The 19,317-nt window shown below is 45.3% G+C and carries 13 protein-coding genes; 1 reads left to right on the top strand and 12 read right to left on the bottom strand.

Features of this window, described 5'->3' with window-relative positions:
- Window positions 1-220: 220 nt before the first annotated feature.
- From RE317_RS11600 to RE317_RS11620, 5 genes are all read right to left on the bottom strand, one after another.
- Window positions 221-2,155 carry a RagB/SusD family nutrient uptake outer membrane protein gene (locus tag RE317_RS11600; RefSeq protein ID WP_005842928.1) on the bottom strand — a complete coding sequence of 645 codons (1,935 nt, stop codon included), beginning with the start codon at window positions 2,153-2,155 and terminating at the stop codon, window positions 221-223.
- A gap of 14 nt (window positions 2,156-2,169) precedes the next feature.
- Entirely contained in the window at window positions 2,170-5,241 is a 3,072-nt protein-coding gene (locus tag RE317_RS11605) for a TonB-dependent receptor (protein WP_008670182.1), read from the bottom strand.
- Between the two features lie 41 nt (window positions 5,242-5,282).
- The gene (locus RE317_RS11610; protein WP_008782291.1) at window positions 5,283-7,019 is read right to left on the bottom strand and encodes a glycoside hydrolase family 43 protein; all 1,737 of its coding nucleotides are present in this window, start codon (window positions 7,017-7,019) and stop codon (window positions 5,283-5,285) included.
- Between the two features lie 349 nt (window positions 7,020-7,368).
- The gene (locus RE317_RS11615) at window positions 7,369-8,340 is read right to left on the bottom strand and encodes a glycoside hydrolase family 43 protein (protein WP_008670185.1); all 972 of its coding nucleotides are present in this window, start codon (window positions 8,338-8,340) and stop codon (window positions 7,369-7,371) included.
- Between the two features lie 12 nt (window positions 8,341-8,352).
- Window positions 8,353-9,474, bottom strand: coding sequence for an endo-1,4-beta-xylanase (locus RE317_RS11620; protein WP_008670188.1), 1,122 nt, complete (start codon window positions 9,472-9,474; stop codon window positions 8,353-8,355).
- Window positions 9,475-9,686: 212 nt separating this feature from the next.
- Between RE317_RS11620 and RE317_RS11625 the strand changes: the two genes are divergently transcribed.
- Window positions 9,687-10,652 (top strand): IS110 family transposase, encoded by a 966-nt coding sequence (locus RE317_RS11625; RefSeq protein ID WP_008670190.1) that lies wholly within the window; start codon window positions 9,687-9,689, stop codon window positions 10,650-10,652.
- A 170-nt stretch (window positions 10,653-10,822) separates the two neighbouring features.
- Here RE317_RS11625 and RE317_RS11630 read toward each other — a convergent pair whose 3' ends face one another.
- The 7 genes from RE317_RS11630 to rpe form a co-directional block, all read right to left on the bottom strand.
- Window positions 10,823-12,316 (bottom strand): MFS transporter, encoded by a 1,494-nt coding sequence (locus RE317_RS11630; RefSeq protein ID WP_008782290.1) that lies wholly within the window; start codon window positions 12,314-12,316, stop codon window positions 10,823-10,825.
- A 301-nt stretch (window positions 12,317-12,617) separates the two neighbouring features.
- Window positions 12,618-13,409, bottom strand: a complete 792-nt coding sequence (locus RE317_RS11635) for a glycoside hydrolase family 16 protein (RefSeq protein ID WP_008670194.1) — start codon at window positions 13,407-13,409, stop codon at window positions 12,618-12,620.
- A 90-nt stretch (window positions 13,410-13,499) separates the two neighbouring features.
- Complete coding sequence (gene glmM, locus RE317_RS11640) at window positions 13,500-14,888, bottom strand: phosphoglucosamine mutase (protein WP_005842943.1); 1,389 nt, start codon at window positions 14,886-14,888, stop codon at window positions 13,500-13,502.
- Entirely contained in the window at window positions 14,885-15,520 is a 636-nt protein-coding gene (locus tag RE317_RS11645; RefSeq protein ID WP_008670204.1) for a DUF4827 domain-containing protein, read from the bottom strand. The genes glmM and RE317_RS11645 overlap by 4 nt, the downstream gene beginning before the upstream one ends.
- Before the next feature lie 82 nt (window positions 15,521-15,602).
- A complete protein-coding gene (locus tag RE317_RS11650; RefSeq protein ID WP_008670205.1) occupies window positions 15,603-16,643 on the bottom strand; it encodes a bifunctional oligoribonuclease/PAP phosphatase NrnA in 1,041 nt (346 codons plus the stop codon).
- Between the two features lie 49 nt (window positions 16,644-16,692).
- Window positions 16,693-18,612, bottom strand: coding sequence for a ComEC/Rec2 family competence protein (locus RE317_RS11655; protein WP_008670206.1), 1,920 nt, complete (start codon window positions 18,610-18,612; stop codon window positions 16,693-16,695).
- Window positions 18,613-18,658: 46 nt separating this feature from the next.
- On the bottom strand, window positions 18,659-19,312 hold the full coding sequence (gene rpe, locus RE317_RS11660; protein ID WP_005842952.1) for a ribulose-phosphate 3-epimerase: 654 nt from the start codon (window positions 19,310-19,312) through the stop codon (window positions 18,659-18,661).
- Window positions 19,313-19,317 lie beyond the last annotated feature (5 nt).

The raw sequence follows: 19,317 nt of genomic DNA on the forward strand, positions 1-19,317 counted from the left end.
GGATTAAGATTATAATGAAGCCACAAAGGTAGGAAGGAAAAGAGGGGAAAAAAACACGCACGAGGCCGAATGCTTACGAGGAAGCCACATACTCATCAAACTGAAAACATATATTCTATGGGAAGATGATAACCTACCCAGCAATCCATACCATAAAAAGACCGCCGCTTCTTCCATCAGAAACAGAAAGAAACGGCGGGTACTCTTAAAAAACAAAAAATCAATCTCTGTATCCTGGATTCTGATAAGCGTCTTTTTCCTCCTCTGTCATTTCCATGCCATCCAACTGTCCTTGTGGGATAGGACGGAGATAATGGAACGCTTCGATGGTACGGCTGTAAGTCTGCGGATTGTGATCACCCTTGCCTCCACAAATCACGTAACTGTCAGCATATTCGTTCCATTTCTGAGTACGAACCAAGTCGAACCAACGATAACCTTCGCCATAGAACTCGCGGCTGCGTTCATCCAGGATATAGTTGATGTCAATGGTTGCCGGAGTAGCGGCTGTCATTTCAGCACTGAAATCACGATCCACTTCCTTGTACTCGGCATTGCTGTAAGTCCAGCGACCGGCACGGGCACGAAGCACGTTCACCAGGTCACGGGCAGACTTGCCGGCTTGTGTGGCAGCTCCTTCTACGGCAGCTTCGGCAGCAACCAGATAAAGTTCGGAGAACTTGGCGATGTTATACGGACGGGTACTTCCCGCATTGGGCTGTCCTGCTCCGGAGCCGTTGTCTGTACGATACGGGCCGAGTTTCCAAAGACCGGGATATACATAGCGACCTACCGCATCCAGTCCCAATACCCAGTCGGCACGACCGGGCAACGTACCTGCTCCCAGATTGCTTTTAGAACCTTCTCCTGCATAGTCTATCTTATCCATATCCTGGAATACGAAAGAGAATATAGGTTCACGTTCTTTCACTTTCATTCCGTTGGCATTGGTCACCGATTCCCAGTTCTGTCCGGCTGTAGACCAGTTGCCGCGATAAACAGTAGTGAAAGTACCGTCGTAACGGGAGTCGTTCACCTTGTCGGCAAACGTCTTGGTAAACACACCCAACGGAGGAGCCATACGGGTCCAAGGGCGGCCATAACACTGCTCGGCAATACGGTTGATGACAGCCTGATTATCAGCCGAACGCGCGTCGGTATAGTTCCAATTCATCATCCATCCGGCAAAGTTATCGGGAGCACCACCGCCACCGTAGCTCAGGCTGCCACCATTATAATACTCGTCTTCCTGCGTATGGTCTGCATAGAGCAGGATTTCCATGTTACGATCATTGGGTCCGGCATTCACCATCCAGAAACTTTCCTGCAAGCCGAAAGGACCAGGGTTCTCGATAGCGGTAACCGCCACATCGTATGCCTGCTGGAAGTACCATGCCGCATCGTGTCCGTTGGGGTCCGTACGCTGGCACTCGGGATAAGTAGGAATGTTATTCGGATTCTTCAGCCACCAGGCATAAGTCAGGTAAGCCTTTGCCAAGTACAGGCGAGCAACGGTTTTGGTCACTCCACCCGTCACACGGGGATTGGCAGGCAAGTTCTCGATAGCGGTCAGCAAGTCGGGGAAGATGGCCTTGGTATACACTTCGGGCACGGTATTGCGCACGGATGTACGTGAAGGAGTGATATTGAACTTCAGTTCGCCGGACCCCAGGTCCAAAGGCACTCCGCCGAAGGTCTGCACCAACAGGAAATAATCGAACGCACGGAAGAAGCGGGCTTCGGAAACCAATGATTCATTGACTCCTACTTCGGCACCGTTCTCTATCACTCCGTTAGCGGTGTTGATGTTCGAGAAAGCGGTTCCCCACAAGGCGTCGGAACGGCAAGTCGTGGCAGTCAGGTTGCCTACTCCGGACAGGTCGGCATCCTTGAAGTTACCATCGGCACTCCATCCCCAGGTTGCCTCGTCGGTTCCCGTCAGACAGGAATTATAATAATAAGCTTGTCCGTAAATATAGCGCAAGTGTGCATACATAGAGGTCACACCGCCTTCCACTCCCTTTTCTGTCTTAAAGAAAGTAGGATCATAACTGCTGCGCGGCTGCTCGTCCAGAATGTCTGAACAGGATGCTGTCAGGAACAAAGCCAGTGCGGCTGTTCCCAAAACTCTTATTTTTGAAAATATAGGTTTCATAGTCATGCTTTCATTTAGAATGTTAAGTTAATACCGAATAAATAGTTACGGGTGGACGGTGAGTTAGTACCTACTGTCAGGAATCGTTTCTGAATACCTTCTGTCACAGCTACATTCTCGTTACCGTAAGAGTTGGTTTCGGGATCCAGTCCGGTTTCTTTATGGAAAGGAGAACAGATAATGAACGGATTCTGCACGGACAGGTAAGCACGCAGGCTCTGTATGCCCATGCGGGTCAGCCAAGCCTGCTTCTCGAAGTTGTAGCCCAGCGTAATGTTGCGTACTTTCCAGTAAGAAGAGTCAAAATAGCCCAATGTGCTTCCGTATTTCGGATTGTCACCACTCTGGATACCACCCGGTTTCGGGTACTTGGCCCCCTTGTTCTCCGGTGTCCAGTAGTCTACATCTACTTGTCCGCGACGACCGGTCAGCATATTCAGGTAACCGTTGCTGTGGTGCAGTGTACTGATCAGCTTGCCTCCGCAACGGAAGGCGGTGATAACGTTCAAGTCAAAGCCTTTATAGGCCACGCGAGTGCTGAAACCTCCTTGGAATTTAGGTTCCAAGCTGATAATCTGACGGTCTTCGGGACCAATGGCGCGGGTCGGCTTGCCGCTGGCATCACGATCACCGGTATATTTCACTTTGATCATACCTTCATTGCCACCCGGCTCCAGAATGTCCAAGTATTGGAAATCGGGATCATCACTGTTCCATAAGCCTACTTTTTCATAGTCGTAGATACAGTCGATGGGATGTCCTACAAACCAGTTGTTCGCTTTATCATCTTTGGAACCCGAAGCCAGTTCGGTAAGTTTGTTACGGTTGGCAGACAGGTTGAGGCTTGCCTCCCATGTCCATCCGTTATGGTTGTCCAGAATCGTTCCGTTCAAGGTAAATTCAAAACCTTTATTTTCCGTCTTTCCCACATTAGCCATATAGCTGCTTACTCCCGAAGTGGAAGGAAGGCTTACGCTTTGCAGCAAGTCGGTGGTTTTCTGAATGTAATACTCAAATGTACCGGACAGGCGTCCTCTTAGCAAGGTGAAGTCCAGACCGAAGTTCCATGTAGAAGAGTATTCCCAACCCAATTCGGCATTAGGCAGTTCGGATACATAGTAACCGGTGACATAGCCAGTAGGACCGAAGTTATAAGGACGGGTTGCCAAGCGTCCCCAGGTCTTATAAGGATCAACAGCCTGGTTGGAGGTCTGTCCGTAACCTACACGCAGTTTCAGGATATCTATCCAGTCCACCTCGTCCATAAACTCTTCCTGACGAATGTTCCATCCTGCCGATACGGCGGGATAAGTGTGCCATTGGTGTCCCTTTGCCAAACGTGAAGAAGCGTCGGCACGTACAGTCGCCATCAACATATAGCGATTGTCGTAAGTGTACATCACACGACCCATCCAAGACATCAGACCGCTCTTCTGATAGTTCCAGTTGTCGGGGTTCACCGTAATGGTGCCTTCCGCACGCCCGATGTTATAGAACTGGAAATATTCGGCAGGAATATCCCGTCCGGCAACGTCCGAACGTGTATAGACAGTCTGTTCGGCAGAGTACATACCGACAACATTCAGCTGGTGCTTTCCAAAAGTACGGTCGTAAGTCAGCAGGTTCTCCACAGTCCAATTAGTCGTTTCCGAGTGGTTCAGCGAAGCGGTGGACGGAGTGTCTGCCGTAGTGCTGTTGATGCCTTCGCCAGTGAACGATCCACCTTTAGTAGAACGATAGTTCAAACCCAGGTTGACACGGTATTTCAAACCTTCCATCCACGGGCATTTCACTTCGGCAAACAGGTTATTGTACGTACCGAAGCCTTCGGTCTTGCTCAGCCAACTGTCTTCCAATTCTTCCACAACGCCTCTGGTCAGTACAAATGACTCATCCTGACTGTTGTATTTCACGGTACGTTTCAATGTGCCGTCCGCATTATAGGGGTCGGCGATAGGAGACATGGAAAGTACACCATACAGTCCGATATTGGAACCTTTGGTGACGTTATAGTTGGTATTGTTCACCAGTCCGAAGCGGAAATATTTTCCCACACCCTGATCGAAAGAACCACGCAGAGAGTAACGGGTATAGTTCTGAGTAGGAATGACACCTTGATCCTTATAGTAAGCCGCGCCAAAGCTATAGCCTCCACCGTTGGTACCACCGGACACGCTGACATCGTGGCTGTTTACATAACCGTCTCGTAACATCAAGTCCTGCCAGTCAGTATCCACATCGTCCGACTCGTCCACCGAATTCTCGAACTTGCCTGCTAGTTTACGCATTTCGGCAAACTTGCTACCGTTCATCATGGGATATTTGGAAAATACCTTCTTCATACCTGCATACCCATTGTAAGTAAACCGGGCGGGACTACCCTGTGCCCCTTTGTGTGTAGTGATCAGGATAACACCATTGGCACCACGCGAACCGTAGATAGCAGTAGAGGATGCATCCTTCAAAATATCCATGCTCTTGATGTCACCGGGGTTGATATCGGACAAATTACCCATAAAGGGGATTCCGTCCAATACCACCAACGGGTCGTTACTGGCGTTCAACGAACGGGTACCACGGATACGGATCTGCATGGAAGCACCCGGTGCGGAAGAAGTCTGCGACATATCCACACCTGCCACGCGGTTCTGCAAAGCGTATGTAATATTGGTGGCAGGCATCTCACGCAGCTTCTCTCCGCCTACCGATGCAATAGATCCGGTCACATCACTCTTGCGGGCGCTACCGTAACCAATCACCACCACTTCTTCCAAAGCTTTGGAATCTTCCTTCAATGTAATCTTTAAAGAACTTTTTCCCGCTACCGGGATTTCCTCGTTCTTGTAACCGACAAAACTCACCACCAACACGGCGTTTTTCGATACATTCAATGCAAAGTTACCATCAAAATCGGTAATCGTACCGTTGGTAGTGCCTTTTTCCAAGACACTGGCTCCGATGATGGCTTCACCACTTGTGTCCTTTACTACACCTTTTACCATCACGCTCTGTGCAAATGCCCACAAAGGAATGAGACAGAATAGAAGCATCAGCCCCACCGGCCTAAAATTCATAGCATTTTTCATTAATACATTAATTTAAGTTATACAAAAAATCAAACAGTCATTTATTTTAAGGTAGCATACATGCCTATCGTTGTTCCAGTAAAGCCTCCGGCAGTGGCCGTTGACAGATACCCAGCGTCCACATTCCTGCACAACACGTACCACACACCTTCCTGGCGAGCATAGTAGAAATCATAATGTGTTCCGCGCGAAACCACCTTCAGGTCGGTAAGCACTCCTCCGTCGTCCAAGCGAACGGAAGCCAGCACCTTACTTTCCCCATCGCCTATCTGCCTGAGGGAAATACATTCACCTTGATCATCCCTGCCTACAGCTAGGAAATATTGATGCTTTTCGTCCTTGAACAACAATATGCCCGCTTGCTCCGCCTTGCTCTGCGGACAGAACAACATACGTGTGCTGCATTCGAACTTATGATGCTGCAACCGGCGGCATATAAAAGCCGGCACCTTCTTTTCGGAAGCACTGACTGAATCACATTTCAAAGTGAGATAACCCGGAGTCTGGGAAAGCGAGTAAAGTCCGGTAGCAGGAGCACGCAAAGTCATCCATTCCATACCCAATGTTTGTCCGTCGAAACCGTCATTCATTTCAAAGTTTCCGAAGGTGGCAGATTCGTCACGCTTCACTCCTTCGCGGCGAACAATGACTGGCACCAGATCATCCCCCTGCGTCATATAGGGGAAACCATCCTCACTCCACTTAACGGGCATCATAAAAGTCTCACGTCCTAAATTCTCGAACGTGTTGTTTATGGGACGGCAAGCCAGAAAGACTGCCCACCAATCCCCTTCCCGGGTTTGAACCAAGTCGGCATGTCCAGCGCACGTCACCGGATTAGGACGCTCCGCATCCAACTGACGCTGGGTCAGAATAGGGTTGTTCTTCCACGGTGTGAATTTGCCCGTCGGAGAATCACCACGGAAAATCACTTCCGAATGCCATCCGGCTGTTCCACCCTCGGCAGACATCAAGAAGTAGTTCCCGTTTATTTTATAAAGGTGCGGACCTTCAATCCAGATGGGCTTGTCCTCCGGACGAGCTCCCTTGTTCACCAGAATCTTGCGCGGCCCCACCGTCTTGTCCGCATTCACATCAAATTCCTGCACACGGATGGTACGATGTCCGCTGTATTCAGGCTTGTTGTCCGGCGCGTCATCATTATTGACAAGGTAGGCCTTCCCATCTTCATCGAAAAAGAAAGAGGGATCAATGCCTGTCACTTCGGGCAACATAATAGGATCAGACCATTCGCCAAAAGGATCTTGTGTCTTCACAAAGAAGTTTCCAACCCCTACATTGGTAGTAACCATATAATAAGTCTTGTTATGCGGGTTGTAGGATATGGCCGGGGCAAAAATCCCTCCACTTACGTGTTGCCCCTCCATGTTGACTAATTGAGAAGGACGATTCAAGATATGCCCCACCTGCTTCCAGTTCACCAAGTCCTTGCTGTGGAAAAGAGGCACACCCGGATAATAAGTAAAGGTGGAAACAGCCAGAAAATAATCACCTTCACCATTGGTGCAAATGCTGGGATCGGAATACCATCCCGGCAGAATGGGATTATAAAAATAATCATCTCCCGGAAGCGGATTGGAAATATAGACATCATCCTCACCTTTATAATTAAAGTAATCGAAAAGAGCGACAGACTTTCCTACAACTGGCAAATCATTTCCTTTCTTGATCGAACTACATGAGGTAAAAGAGGAGCCCAGCACCCCTAAAGCGATCAGCACGCCCGACCATCTTTTCAGCTTTTGTTTTTGTTTCATTGTCTTTCTAGTATTATAATTGACCAATTCCTTTACGGATTTCAGACGCAAATATAGAAAGTGTCGCCGAATATAAATTCTCTGCATGATACACGCATCTTTCGTAGAGTTACATCTTGCTTCAAACGTGTTACATGAATCTTTACTTGCGTTACAATACACACATAACACATTATATTACAACAAATTACATTCACACCACCAGACATTATATTTGAAGAGCACAGATATAAACAGACCGTTTGCAAGTTCCGGACAATGAACATAATTTCTGCAAACGGTCTGTTTGGACAATGCCCGGCAAAGCAACCGGTCCAATCTGTCCGAATGATGTATCACTGATTTATTTTCAGACAGATTCTATGGTCTTTATTTTCCCTTCCGCATCATACTCCAATTCGCATACCTTTAGGCTACGCAACCAAGTGGTTCCCCCCGAAGGGACACAATCGTGATGAAACAGATACCATTTTCCTTTGTATTCTACAATGGCATGATGAGTAGTCCAACCTACCACAGGCTGCAAAATAACCCCTTGATAAGTGAACGGACCATACGGATTATCTCCTGTGGCATAGCAAAGCAGATGAGTGTCTCCCGTAGAATAAGAAAAATAATATTTCCCGTTGTACTTGTGCATCCATGAAGCCTCGAAAAAGCGACGCGCATTGTCACCGGCACTCAACGGATGTCCGTGTTCATCCAGAATAACCAAAGGCCGCGGCTCTTCGGCAAACTGAAGCATATCGTCCGAAAGTTTTACCACACGTGAAGGCAAAGCCGGTTCACCATCAGCCGGAAAAGCCGCCCACTCCAATGCCTTGTTGTTGCGATAACGCTGAAGCTGTCCACCCCATAAACCGCCGAAATACATATAATAGTTCCCATTACCATCATCAAATACCGCCGGATCTATACTGTAGCTTCCACGCATGGGATCGGGCTGGGGAATGAACGGCCCTTCGGGGCAATCGCTCACCGCCACGCCGATACGGAAGATGTCGTTCCGGTCTTTCAATGGAAAATACATATAATAGTTCCCGTTTTTACAGGCCACATCACAATCCCACAACTGACGCCCGGCCCAAGGGACATCCGAAACTTTCAGTACGACTCCGTGATCAGTCACTGTTCCGTTCATCACATCTTCTGTAGAAAAGACATGATAGTCACACATGTCAAAATGATCACCATTGTCATTCTCCTCCACTCCGCTCTCGCGATCATGAGAAGGATAAATGTAAAGCTTTCCGTCAAAAACATGTACAGCAGGATCTGCCATATAGTCTCCGGGCACCAAGTATCTGAATTTCTTTTCCATATCGTTACGTTATTAAATGTTATGTTTTCCTATCAGTTCTTCCACAAAAGGTTTCGGCTGGCAATCACGGTCGAACAATAAAGGGTAATCCACACGTCCGGGCACAGGGAAATTATTCTTCCATGAGTCACCGTCCGTCACCCCCCACACTGTCACACGGGTAATGATATCCGAATGTTTCAGGAAAAGACCGAAAAATTCCTTCATCCGGTTATTCCATGCCACAGACACAGAGTCGGGCAAACCGTCGGGATAGGGATTCAAGGATTGTTTATAAGACACCGTATCCGAAATATTGGCTCCCATCCGTGCCGTGGGCAATGCACTCATATCCCATTCGGTTACCATCACCTTTACTCCGGTAGCTGCAAATGCCAGTATACTGGCTTCAAATTCGGACACTGACGGATAATCCATTCCCATGTGTCCCTGCATACCTACCGCGTCGATGCGCAGTCCACGGTCTTTCAGCATCTTTACCAATTCGACTACTTTGTCACGCTTAGCCTTCCCGTCCATGCCATAATCATTATAGTAAAGTTCGGCTTCCGGATCCGCTTCATGAGCATACTGAAAAATAAGCGGGATGTACTCTTCGCCTAATATCTCGTAAAAAGGAGATTTACGCCAGGAGCCGTCCGATTCAATGGCTTCATTCAATACATCCCAGCCCTTTATACGCCCTTTATAGTGCGTCACAATAGTCTGGATATGTTTTTTTATACGCTCCTTCAAGATGTCGGCACTTACTGTTTTTCCTTGTTCGTCCACACAGAACCAAGGTGCCAGCTGTGAATGCCAGATAAGGCAATGCCCGATAACAGCCATATCGTTCTCCTCGCCAAAACGAACCAACCGGTCCGCTTCCGTAAAATCAAAACGGTCTTCCTCCGGATGAATCACTTCGCATTTCATGCAATTCTCGGCCACAATGGAATTAAAATGACGTTTTACCACTTTCGAGGCGTAAGTATCCTGACCTGCTGCCTGACGTACATTCAACGCTACCCCCATCAGAAACTTGCCCGAAGCTGCTTCCTTCAGCGAAGGACCCGGCTCGACCTTCCGGTCATTGCCGCAAGCGGCCATTAATCCGGCAATGGCAGCCAATAATGTCACATATCTTATTTTCATTGTATAATTTTTAATTATTATATTTTTGCATAAACATTCAACATCAAAGTGTGGAATAAGGCTGAGTTTTCATTAGTCAAAAAGACCGTGTAGTATGTTTTACCCCACACTTTATACATCAGAAACCGGATAGTTCAATGGGCTTTTGAGACCCCGCATTCGCAATGATGGCTCACGATGTACAGATGTTGTTTTAATAAATCATTCAGACTATGACTTACGTTGGTATTGATGTCAGCAAGGTGACTTTCGTTGTTGCCTATTCGTCTGTAAAGACAAACAAGACGAGAACATTCAAGAATACCGTAAATGGCGTTCACGAGTTCGTCCAAACTATTTCAGCATCCGAACATAATTGCGTGCTGGAAGCTACGGGCAATTACAGCGCGTTACTCGTTTACCTGCTTTCAGAGGCAGGCATTACCATCAGCCTTGAAAATCCGTTGAAGATAAAGAACTTCGCCCGTGTCATGCTCACCGTTACCAAAACGGATGAGATTGATGCACGCCTGATAGCACTTTACGGAGAGAAGATGCAACCTGCGCCATACAAACTTCGCAGTGATGCAATCCTTGTCCTCAAGCAGAAACGGACGGTGCTGCGCCAACTCAAGAAGCAACTTGTAGCCACACGCAACCTCAAAGGCTCGATGGAGGTCCTTCCATTCTTTGACCCCAAATGCAAGAAAACCATCGAAAAGACGATTACATTTCTTGAAAAGCAAATCAAAGAGATGGAAGAGGAACTCGCTTCATTGGCACAAGGTGAATACAAGAAACAGATGGACCTGCTCACCTCCATCAAAGGCATCGGTGTCACGCTGGCAGCTGCGCTTATTGTAGCCACCGGCAGATTCTCTTACTTTGATAATGCCAAGCAACTGACCCGCTACTTGGGCTTGTCACCTACTTACCAACAATCCGGTACGTCAGTCAATGTCAAAGGCCACATCAACCGAAACGGGGATTCAAGCCTCAGAAGCCAACTTTATGTAGCCGCATTCTCATCGCTCAGGTGCAATACCGAGTGTAAGGCATGTTTCGACCGTCTCAGATCTAACGGCAAGCCCGGCAAGGTGGTGGTTATTGCGGTCGCCAACAAACTTGTGAGGCAAGCCTTCGCTGTCGTCACGCAAGGGAAACCCTATGTCGATGGATTCAAATCCGAAAAGCCATAACAGCTCCTGCGGAGGGAACGCCATGCGGCAAGGGACTGAGCACACAGCCCCGACGAGCTTTTCATGCACGATAACTTGCATGATTATGCTAATTATCGTTAACCGTATTCAGTTTTTATATTATAGTTCATATTACAAAGTTTTTAAGGTAAATAACTTGTTCTTTTTCATTAATAACCGGCCTTACTGCGACGGTCAGCAAGTTCCGCCTGCATCTGTTCGTTGTATTTTTTTGTAATAGGATAGAAGCATAAGGCAGCTACTCCCATTCCAAATATCATAGCCGGAATCAGACTGGAGGAAAGTACAATCCCCCTTATAGCCGTACCGCTTTGCTCTGCCCCGATACCGGACACATACCCAAATCCTGAAAGCAGAAACCCTAGGATGGCCCCACCGATACCCAGCCCGGCCTTCAAGGCAAAAACTACACCAGCAAACACAAAACCTGTGGCGCGACGGTAATTTTTATATTCTGAATAGTCGGCTACATCGGCAATCATCGCCCACAACAAAGGTACAGTCGGCGCGTATGCCAGACTCTTCAGGAAATTCAATACAAACATCGTTTCCACATCCGCTTTTCCCGGAAAATAGAACAAAGCTGTAAAAATGGCAGTAAGTGAGAGGCAAACAATAAAAACGCGTTTCTTACCATAACGGTTTGCCAAAAAGCCGGACAAGAAAATCACCCCAAAGAACTGGACAAGTGCTCCCAACATATTAAATACTCCAAATCCTACCTCGTATGCCTTATCGGAAGAATTGACTACCAGCCCGAAAGCATTCAACACAGCATACCCCGCGCTGCCATCTGTTTCCATTGCCACTAATCCCAGACGGTCAAGAAAGGCATACAATGCTCCGGCATCCACATAATTCTCAAAATAATAGTTCATGGCACTACCCCACATGGCAAGCGTAATAAAAATGAAAAGCGTAAGTATGAACATAGCCCGCCAAGGAGCACTTCCAAATACATCCTTTATATCCTGAAGCGTATCTGTCTTTTGACTGGCAGGCGGCTCTATGCGCTCACGAGTTGAAAAGAAAGTAATGACCAGAAAAACGAACCCGATACAAGCGAACAAAGAGATAGTACATAACCAGCCATGCGCTTTGTCTCCACCATCCGAAAACTTGCTTACCAAAGGGAGCGTAAGTCCCTGCACCACAAACTGGGCAATGGTAGCCGCCACAAAACGAATGGAAGTGATACTGGTACGTTCCTTTATATCACCGGACATCACTCCGCCCAAAGAAGCATACGGCGTATTGTTAAAAGAATAAAGGCTCATCAGCAAGGTATAAGACAACGTAGCATACAATGCTACCAGCCCTTTATCTTCAATGCCCGGATTATAGAAAGCCAACACATAGAAAACCATGAAAGGCAACGCAGTCCAAAGCACCCACGGACGATATTTCCCGAAACGTGTCTTGGTGCGGTCACTCAATAATCCCACTGTAGGATCGACAAAGGCATCCGTGATACGCGCCACCAACATCACCGTACCGGCAATGGCACCTTCCAGACCGAATATGTCCGTATAAAACTTTGTCTGATAAATCATCATCATCTGGAAGACCAGATTAGCCGAGCAATCCCCCAGGCTGTAACCGATTTTCTCGGCCATCGAAACTTTTTGACTTTGTGTATTCATGGTTATTACATTAAAATATCTTCCATAATTACTTTACGCCTATTGAAAACAAAAATGAGCTAAACAAAATGTTGTCCCTGCTCCAATCTTTAGAATCTTATTCCAGACGAAACAAAAGTACACAAAGCTTTATGATTCCTGTAATCACAATGATACACGCATCTTTACAGGCAGAACAGACGTGCTCCGCCTGTAACATTTTTCTTTGATGATGTTACATCAAGGTCTATTTACCTGATAATTAAACAGAACGGGGGGCTGCCCAACATTGAACAGCCCCCCGTTTCCCGACAAACAGCATTCAGCGTTTCTCGTAATACTTCACCCAGTCCACCCACATTTCCACAGGTAACTCTTTCGGATCCACAGCACCAACCCATGAGCCACCCAACTGCATATCTATCAATAAATAGTAAGGTTGATAGAAAGGGAACTGCCCTTCCTTGTCCGTATCAATGCGCGGATAAGTATAGGTATGACGATGATTGACAGCAAACACCAAACTATCCGGATAAATATCTACCGAATAGATATTGTATTCCTCAGGATTTATCTTATTGATGCCTCCGTGAGGCGGATTATCCTTTATACCTAATATATGTGTATAATATGAATGAGTAGTCTGATAAGCAATATGATCATGGTTCAACCGTTCCATAATATCAATCTCTCCTCCTTTGGGCCACTCCGCTTTTTCGGGAAGCATCCATATAGCCGGCCATGCCCCCTTAGCGGCTTGCAACCTGGCACATACTTCTACTCTTCCGCCCGTAAACAGTTTCTTTCCTTTGGTATATACACCACCGGTCAGATAAGGAGCCGTATCATTTTTCTGAGTATGATTGGCTATTCCACGAAGTATCAGATTCCCATCCTGCATAGCATAACATGAATCATAATAAGACATATAGTTGTTCCAATCGGATGTTCCGCGAGGTATCTTAGTCCATACCGATTCGTCAAAACTGTTTTTTTGATCAAAGTCCTCTACCCATACCAGCTTCCATTCTTTACTTTTAACCGATGTCTTACAAGCACTCATCAAACAAACCAGCCCCATGCAGGCCCAAACAAATAAAAGGATTTTTCTCATAGTATTTATTTCTATCTGATTAAAAAACAACGCCGTATCAAACGAAATATAATCTCATTCAATACGGCTAATTATCTATTAATAATGTATTTATTTCGCCAGGCTATAAACCACATCCATTATCTTCTGGCCTATTTCATCTGCCGCCTCCATGGTTGCAGCCTCAGAATACACACGGATAATAGGTTCGGTATTACTCTTACGCAAATGTACCCACTTGTCCGGGAAATCTATTTTCACACCGTCTATGTCGTTTATCTCTTCATCCTTATACAGTTCCTTCACCTTGGCCAGAATAGCGTCCACATCCGTTTCCGGAGTCAGATCAATGCGATTCTTGGCAATGAAATAAGGAGGATAAGTAGCACGCAGTTCGCTGACTTTCTTCCCTTCATGCGCCAAATGGCTCAGGAATAAAGCAATTCCCACCAATGCATCACGTCCGTAATGACTTTCAGGATAGATTACTCCACCATTTCCTTCACCTCCAATCACAGCATGAGTCGCTTTCATCTTGGTAACCACATTCACTTCCCCTACAGCCGAAGCATTGTATTCACAGCCATATTTACGGGTCACATCGCGCAAAGCACGGGTAGAACTCAAGTTAGAAACGGTATTTCCGGGAGTATGTTTCAATACATAGTCTGCCACGGTCACCAATGTATATTCTTCGCCATACATTTTTCCATCCTCACAGATCATAGCCAGACGGTCAACATCCGGGTCTACAACGAAAGCCACGTCACAACCGCCTTTGGCCATCAATCCCATAATGTCCCCCAGGTTCTTTTCCAAAGGTTCCGGGTTATGCTGAAAATCACCGGTCGCTTCACAATAAAGCTTTTCTACATGCTTCACTCCCAACCTTTCCAACAATTCAGGAAGAATAATACCGCCAACTGAATTAACGCAATCTATAGCTACACGGAAATTGGCCTTACGGATAGCATCCACGTCTACCAATTTCAAAGCCAAAACACTATCTATATGTTTCTGATTGTAGGTATTGTCTTCGCGATAACTTCCGATGTGGTCTATATCGGCAAACTCAAACGCTTCCGCTTCTGCTATACGCAGCACTTCATTTCCTTCTTCCTTATTCAGGAATTCTCCATGCTCATTCAGCAACTTCAAAGCGTTCCATTGTCTGGGATTGTGGCTGGCAGTCAAAATAATGCCACCGCACGCTCCTTCCATGGTTACAGCCAGTTCTGTAGTCGGTGTAGATGCCAGTCCGATATTCACCACATCAAACCCCATTCCCATTAAAGTACCGCATACCACGTTCTTCACCATCTCACCGGAGATACGTGCGTCACGTCCTACTACAATTTTATTACTCTTTACTGTGGTTGTTTTACGTATCAGCGTTGCATAAGCTGATGTAAATTTCACTATATCCAGCGGGTTCAAACCTTCCCCCACGTGCCCACCAATGGTTCCACGAATTCCGGATATTGATTTAATTAATGTCATCGTGCTAATTGATAAGTTATTTCATAGTAACAAGGATAGACAGAAGCAGAAGCGTCAGATTGTCCTTCACTGTGAGGTACAATCAGTCTGACCTTAGAACGACCGGAAATCTCCCTGCCGACCTTTATGTAATTGAATGGAATCAACCATCCTGAAGGTACATAAGGTGTACCCCAAACTGTATACATTATACCGGAGGTGAATGTAGCTGAAAAAGATTTTCCACTTTTTGTCAGCATCATAGCATCCGGATAAACCATTTGAGAATTCCCATAGTCTGTATTCCAAGACAAAGAATCTATTCCATCCGAAGTAATCTGTTCCTCCACATACCGGACCAGAATCTCATAACGACCGTCTTTCAAACGCTCTCCGTTTCCCTCTTCCACAATCTGCATATAAACACCTGTTTCCGAGAAAAGGACAAACTGGTTTTCATCCACATTGGTCGTAGAATCCTGTTCCTGGAACTGTTCAAAGCTGATCACATTGATATCTTCCCGTTCAATAAATCGTTTGATAGCTTCTCTCTCTTCTTCTTTCATTTCAGCATAGGTCTTTCCATTATTGCAAGACTGGAAGACCAGCCCTAAAAGAAACACAGATGCGAACAATATACCTAATTTCTTCATTCTAAGTTCTGTTATTTTCGGGCTAAATTAATAAATAAGCCCCTAACTTTTATATTGTTTGTATGCAATTATACTAAAATAACTATTTTTTTGCCAGAAGCAGTTCCTCGTATTTCACCAAAGCCTGTTTAAACAGTTCGATGGCTTCATCCATTGTTCCATAAAATTCACCACCGGATGCATTCAAATGACCACCTCCATTAAAAAATTCGGCAGCCACTTTATTACAAGGGAAAGCACCTACAGAACGCAGAGATACCTTTATCATATTCTTTTCCGTATCCTCACGCAAGAATACGGAGAAAATAATATTCTTTATGGAAAGCGGAATATTCACAAACCCTTCCGTATCTCCTTTTACATACTGGAATTTACTTTGTTCCTCTTTTGTCAGCCAAATCAATGCCGAATTGAACTGAGGGAATACTTGCATCTTGTCGTACAGTACATATCCCATCAGGCGTAAACGTCCCTCAGAATACGTATTATAAACTTTACGATAAATCTCATCCTTATCAATGCCTTTCGAAAGCAGTTCACTGATAATGAAATAAATCTCACGGTCATTAGAATTATAAGTAAAGCCACCTGTATCGGTCATCATCCCCGTATAAATACATTCAGCACCTTCCTTGGTGATATCCTCAAAATACCCCAGACGGCATATCAACCGGAAAACCAATTCCGATGTAGAAGATATTTCAGGATGAGAAATAATGATTCTACAAAAGGCTTCCGGATTAAGGTGATGGTCAATCATCATTTTACGTGCCGGAGACTGAGCCACTGCATCCGCCATCGCATCAATACGAGACAATGCATTGAAATCCAGACAGCAGATCACATCCGCCTCATTCAGCAGCTTATTGGCAAATTCAGTATATTTATCGTACCGGATTATATCCTTGGCTCCCGGCATCCATCTCAGAAAATCCGGAAAAGCATTGGGAACAATGACATTCACCGTCTTTTCCTGTGATTCCAAGAAATGCCATAATCCTAACGAGGAGCCAATAGCATCACCATCCGGTGACACATGGGTAACAATAACTATTTTATCAGCTCTTTCAAACCATTTTTCGGCATGGTCTATATTAGCCTGTGCAATTACTTTTGATAACATATTCAATCTTTTTCTTTTGAAATGGCAAATTTACAAATTAATTCTTTATTCACAGAAGAATACGGTAAGAACCTTTCGGAGACATATCAATATAATCCAATCCCAAACCTCTACACTCGTCCTTTAACAAATTCAATCTATACCCACCGAGCGAAGCATCCAGTATGACCTTCCTTATTTTAAATATTTTTTGTAATGGGGCAATTTTTCCTTTAAAACCTTTACACAAGTACATATAATCAATATCCAACAAACTATCAACCGATCTGCTCCGCCAGCGGTTATCCACCAAAACACATATATTCATACCTTTATAATGATAAATGCTATCCTGTTGCCAAACATCTTTTTGAGGGGAAACTTTTACTTGCGAATGGGCCAGGATTAACTGAAAAGACTCCTCTTTCATATAATATAGACAACCTGAAAATCCTATAAAAAGATTGATTCCACACAAAACAGTAATCAACGTTTTCCGTGAAGGAGATAACAGATAAGATAATACCACAAACAATAATACATAAAGAATACCAACCTGAAGCAAAGACAAATGTATATCGCCGGAATGTGATACAGGCAAATCCCCCACCCATTGCATACTGTCATTCAGCAACCGCAACACCCCGTTCAATCCTTTTACCACCCATATATGCAATACCGTAAAAGGAGACAAGACAAAACTTGCTACCGATCCATAAATTATAACAAGCACTAAAGGTGCCACTACCAGATTGGCCGGTAAAAAATAAACAGGAAAATAAGCGAATTTATAAATAACCACGGGAGCTGTCCCTAACTGTGCCGCCAGCGAAACTGCCACTATCCCCCAAATATAACGAGGTACAGGGTGACGCACCCGCCAATACCGGGAAATGACAGGATAAATAAACAAAATTGAAAGTACAGCCAGAAATGACAACTGGAACCCGGTATCAAAAAGATAAAAAGGATTGTAAAGCAGCATAAAGAATGCCGCTACAGACAAGGTATTCAATGACAAAGTCCGTTCTCCTGCCGCACGCGCCGCTGTCATTAACATACACATCACCACCGCCCGTATAACCGAGGGAGGCAAGCCCACTAAAAAAGCAAATGTCCATAACAACAACACAATAATGCCACACTTTACCCATCGCAGCAGGCAACTTCTATCCAGCGGACGCAATATCCAACACAATAATCCCCACAAAACAGCTATATGCATTCCTGACAAAGCCAAGATATGGCTCACTCCCGCCACTTGATAAGTTTCACGTAAATCCTCACTCAGTTCCTCTTTATAGCCAACAGTCAAAGCCGACAATACGGCAAATTCATCTCCCGAGAATCCCCACTTCCGATAACTGTCCAGTATTTTCTCTCTCCATACACCTGCCCGCTGTTTCCATGTCAATGCCGATTTCTTGCCTGTCCATTGCCAATACCCCGGAAAGATTACGGCCGTTCCGCTAATTTGCTGTCTGAAAAGATAAGCCGCATAATCAAATTCTCCCGGAATCACCTCTCTTTCAGGAGTCGAGATACGTGTATAAAAGTTCAAATGGTCTCCACATCGTAAATTTACAGAAAGACTATCTTTCATAATATAGACTAGTATCATACGATTAACAGGAACCATCCCCCTCTCAGACATTTCTTTATCTATCCGCAATTTACAGAGATATGTTTTTACCTTTTCTTGCGGAACATCCACTATCACCCCTTGATACATATTCTTCCCTGATGACCATTCATAGTCCACCCGTTGCCATTTTTGCTGTAGCAACAATGCCCCTACACAAAATAGAAACATAAAAACCATGCCTCCAAATAACCATCGGGAAAGGTAGCCTTGCCATTTCATCAATACAATCAAGCCAATCAAGCACCCCAATATTCCCGTGCCAGAAACAAGCACAGGCAAGGCGCCTTGAAAAAAATGATCGGATACAAAAATTCCGGCGACTAGAGGTATAGTCAACCGGAACATGGAACAAGGCTTTACAGCCGCTATATTTCGCACGTTGGTTTTAAACTCAAAGAGATTTCAACCGATGTATCATGTCTGACATATCAGGAGCTTTGAACACAGCATTTCCTGCCACCAGCACGTCCGCTCCAGCCTCTACAAGCTGTCTGCCGGTTTCCAGGTTCACTCCCCCGTCAACCTCTATCAATGCCTGCGAACCTGTATTCGTTATCAATTCACGTAATTCCCTCACCTTATCCAGGGTATGTACAATAAATTTCTGACCACCAAAACCGGGATTCACACTCATCAGCAACACCATATCCACATCACGGATAATATCGGCCAACATAGCTACAGGAGTAGAAGGATTCAATGTGACAGCCGCTTTCATTCCGGCATCCTTTATCTGTTGCACCACTCTATGCAAGTGTACACAGGCTTCATAATGCACATTCATCATCATTGTTCCCAAATCTTTCACTTCTTTAATGAATTTCTCAGGATTAACAATCATCAAATGTACATCCAAAGGTTTTTCAGACAACTCGGCTACATATTTCAATACAGGAAAACCAAAAGAAATATTCGGTACAAACACACCATCCATTATATCAATATGCAGCCAGTCGGCATCACTACGATTTATTTGTTCTATGTCTGCCTGTAGATTAGCAAAATTGGCAGACAACAAAGAAGGGGATATCAGAGGTCTATTCATGGTTC

The organism is Phocaeicola sp. GP0067 (assembly GCF_031119655.1).
In the GTDB taxonomy this organism is placed as follows: domain Bacteria; phylum Bacteroidota; class Bacteroidia; order Bacteroidales; family Bacteroidaceae; genus Phocaeicola; species Phocaeicola vulgatus.

Excerpts from the sequence above, each read along its gene's own strand:
- RE317_RS11610 (WP_008782291.1), bottom strand. The coding sequence starts at position 7,019 with ATGAAACAAAAACAAAAGCTGAAAAGATGGTCGGGCGTGCTGATCGCT.
- RE317_RS11625 (WP_008670190.1), top strand. The coding sequence starts at position 9,687 with ATGACTTACGTTGGTATTGATGTCAGCAAGGTGACTTTCGTTGTTGCC.
- RE317_RS11600 (WP_005842928.1), bottom strand. The coding sequence starts at position 2,155 with ATGAAACCTATATTTTCAAAAATAAGAGTTTTGGGAACAGCCGCACTG.
- RE317_RS11655 (WP_008670206.1), bottom strand. The coding sequence starts at position 18,612 with ATGTTCCGGTTGACTATACCTCTAGTCGCCGGAATTTTTGTATCCGAT.
- RE317_RS11615 (WP_008670185.1), bottom strand. The coding sequence starts at position 8,340 with ATGGAAAAGAAATTCAGATACTTGGTGCCCGGAGACTATATGGCAGAT.
- rpe (WP_005842952.1), bottom strand. The coding sequence starts at position 19,312 with ATGAATAGACCTCTGATATCCCCTTCTTTGTTGTCTGCCAATTTTGCT.
- RE317_RS11650 (WP_008670205.1), bottom strand. The coding sequence starts at position 16,643 with ATGTTATCAAAAGTAATTGCACAGGCTAATATAGACCATGCCGAAAAA.
- glmM (WP_005842943.1), bottom strand. The coding sequence starts at position 14,888 with ATGACATTAATTAAATCAATATCCGGAATTCGTGGAACCATTGGTGGG.
- RE317_RS11605 (WP_008670182.1), bottom strand. The coding sequence starts at position 5,241 with ATGAAAAATGCTATGAATTTTAGGCCGGTGGGGCTGATGCTTCTATTC.
- RE317_RS11620 (WP_008670188.1), bottom strand. The coding sequence starts at position 9,474 with ATGAAAATAAGATATGTGACATTATTGGCTGCCATTGCCGGATTAATG.
- RE317_RS11635 (WP_008670194.1), bottom strand. The coding sequence starts at position 13,409 with ATGAGAAAAATCCTTTTATTTGTTTGGGCCTGCATGGGGCTGGTTTGT.
- RE317_RS11630 (WP_008782290.1), bottom strand. The coding sequence starts at position 12,316 with ATGAATACACAAAGTCAAAAAGTTTCGATGGCCGAGAAAATCGGTTAC.
- RE317_RS11645 (WP_008670204.1), bottom strand. The coding sequence starts at position 15,520 with ATGAAGAAATTAGGTATATTGTTCGCATCTGTGTTTCTTTTAGGGCTG.